Source organism: Streptomyces albidus (ex Kaewkla and Franco 2022) (assembly GCF_013870515.1).
GTDB lineage: Bacteria > Actinomycetota > Actinomycetes > Streptomycetales > Streptomycetaceae > Streptomyces > Streptomyces albidus.
The window spans coordinates 1-2,452 of record NZ_JACBXA010000443.1; the positions used below are offsets into that span (position 1 = coordinate 1).

Below are 2,452 nucleotides of genomic sequence, written 5' to 3' on the forward strand. Positions count from 1 at the left end.
CAGCTTCCCGGCTACGTCCTCGACGCGACGGCGGCCCTCTGCGACGCCGCCCTGGGCGGCACCGCAGAGCCTCCGGGGCGGACGCCCGCCGATAGAGCGCTGCCGCAGGTCTCCCGGCTGGACCTGGAGACGCTGGCCGTACGGACCTTCCCTCTGCTCGCCGAACCGCTCTGCCCCGAGTGCGCCCCGCAGACGGCCGACTCCGCCGAAGCGGCGCGGCTTCACCTGACGGCGCGCCCCAAACCCCACCCGGACACCTACCGGTTGCGAGCGGCCTCCTCCTATCCGATGCCGCTGGAGGGGCTGGCCAATCCGGTGACCGGCGTGCTCGGCGCCGGCACCTGGATCAACGTCACCTCGCCGACCACGGCACCCGTGGCGGGCAGCGTCTTCATGCGCGGCTACGCGGGACTGACCGACGTCACCTGGAGCGGCCAGGCGAACGGGTTCGACGCCAGCCGCGAACTCGCGTTCCTGGAAGGGCTGGAGCGGTACGCCGGGACCCACCGCAGGCGCGGGGGCGCCCTGTTGAAGGCTGCCTACAGCGAGATCCGCGACGAGGCGCTCGACCCCGCCGAGTGCGGCTTCTACGCCGAGTCGACCTACCGCGACGACCCGATGGTCAGCCCCTTCGACCCGGACCGCGAGATCCCCTGGGTGTGGGGTCATTCGCTGCGCGACGACCGTCCCGTGCTGGTGCCGGCCCGACTGGCCTACTACAGCGCGGGGTTGGCGGCCGACAACTTCGTCTTCGAGTGCTCCAATGGTTGCGCCATCGGCAGCTGCATGGAGGAGGCGGTGCTCGGCGGGCTGTTGGAGCTCATCGAGCGCGACGCGTTCCTCCTCGCCTGGTACGGCGGGACCCCGCTCACGGAGATCGACCTCGCCTCGGTGGAAGGCGGCGCCGTCCCCGCCATGATCGCGCGGGCGGCCATGCAGGGTTACGACGTGCACGCCTTCGACAACCGCATCGACCTCGCGGTGCCCGTCGTGACCGCCCTGGCCGTACGGCGCGACGGCGGGCCCGGCAGCTTCTCGTTCGGCGCCGGCGCGAGTCTCGATCCCGGAGCGGCACTGGAGGGGGCGCTCTCGGAGGTGCTCACCTACATCCCGCACCTGCCCCGCCAGGTCGCCGAACGCCGCGGCGAACTGGAGGCCATGGCCGACGACTTCACCAAGGTGCTGCACCTCAAGGACCACGCACAGCTCTACGGCCTGCCGAGGATGACCGAACACGTCGGCACCTACCTCCGGCCGGCGGGGCTGCGGACGGTCGGTGAGCTGTACGACGGATGGCAGCAGCGCCAACGGCCGCGCACCGGGGACCTGTCGGACGACCTCGCCCTGTGCAGGGACGAGCTCGTGCGGGCGGGGCACGATGTGATCGTCGTCGACCAGACGACGCCCGAACAGGAGCGCATCGGCCTGTGCACCGTCAGCACCCTCGTGCCCGGACTACTGCCCATCGACTTCGGCTGGTCGCGTCAACGCGCCCCGCTCATGCCGCGGTTGCGCACCGCGGCGAGGCGGGCGGGCCTGCGCTCGACGGACCTCGCGGACGCGGAGATCCGGATGGTGCCGCACCCGTTCCCGTAGGCGCAGGCCCCGTTCCCGTAGGCGCAGGACGGAGAGTTGGGCCGGAACTGGGGAGCGGCGGGCAGTGCGTACGGGCGCCGGAAGGCGTCCGTACGCCTTTCTGGCGGCCTCACGGACGCTCGCCGGACACGGACGCACAGACGGCTCTCTCCGGACCGGAGAGAGCCGTCTGCGGGTTCAGCTGTGTCTGCGCGGCAGGATCAGGCGCTGCAGGAGGTGGTGCTGGTGGTCGAGGAGCAGGTCGAGGTCGACGAGCAGCTCGTGGAACCGGCGAGGACGACCTCGCTCGCGTCCGAGTAGTCCGAGATCTCGAAGGTCTCCGACTCCAGTTCCAGGATCTCGTCGGCCAGCGAGGCGAGGGAGGACTTCTCAGCCATGGGGACTCCTTTTTCGGTGGGCCACCGGTGGTGCCGGTGGCTCGGCGTGCTGCCATTCCAGCCGACCCCACTGGCAGATCCATCGATGTTCCGCTGACACGTCACTGACACCTGGTGTCAGTGACGTGTCAGCGCATCCTCTGGTGCGGTGCTGAAAAGATGCCCCTGTGAGCCGATCCGTCGCCTTCACCGGCGAGAACGACCCCGTACTCGGCGGGCTGAAGGAGATCCTCAGGCCGCTGGTCGCCTTCTACCTCGACCTGCACAAGAACCCCGAGCTGTCCGGCGAGGAGAGCCGCACGGCTGCCCGGTTCGCCGAGTGGCTCGAGAAGGAGCGCTACGAGGTGACCGCCGGGGTCGGCGGCCACGGTGTCGTCGGCGTACTGCGCAACGGCGAGGGGCCCCGCGTGCTGCTGCGTGCCGAACTCGACGCCCTGCCGGTGCGGGAGCGCACCGGCCTCGCCTACGCGAGCGAAGGC

Annotated in this window: 2 protein-coding genes and 1 pseudogene; 2 read left to right on the forward strand and 1 reads right to left on the reverse strand. The window is 70.8% G+C overall.

Annotated features, from left to right (window positions below):
• Window positions 1-1,596, forward strand: a 1,596-nt coding sequence (locus H5J26_RS30270) for a TOMM precursor leader peptide-binding protein (protein ID WP_181769152.1), incomplete at its 5' end; no start/stop codon positions are given.
• Between the two features lie 200 nt (window positions 1,597-1,796).
• On the opposite strand, the gene H5J26_RS30275 is transcribed toward H5J26_RS30270, so the two are convergent.
• The gene (locus tag H5J26_RS30275; RefSeq protein ID WP_028431655.1) at window positions 1,797-1,973 is read right to left on the reverse strand and encodes a thiazolylpeptide-type bacteriocin; all 177 of its coding nucleotides are present in this window, start codon (window positions 1,971-1,973) and stop codon (window positions 1,797-1,799) included.
• Window positions 1,974-2,140: 167 nt separating this feature from the next.
• On the opposite strand from H5J26_RS30275, the pseudogene H5J26_RS30280 reads away from it, so the two are divergent.
• Window positions 2,141-2,452: pseudogene (locus H5J26_RS30280) on the forward strand (hypothetical protein); the annotation flags it as partial.

Bases quoted from the DNA above. Each gene is read 5' to 3' on its own strand.
- H5J26_RS30275 (WP_028431655.1), bottom strand. From the start codon at position 1,973: ATGGCTGAGAAGTCCTCCCTCGCCTCGCTGGCCGACGAGATCCTGGAA.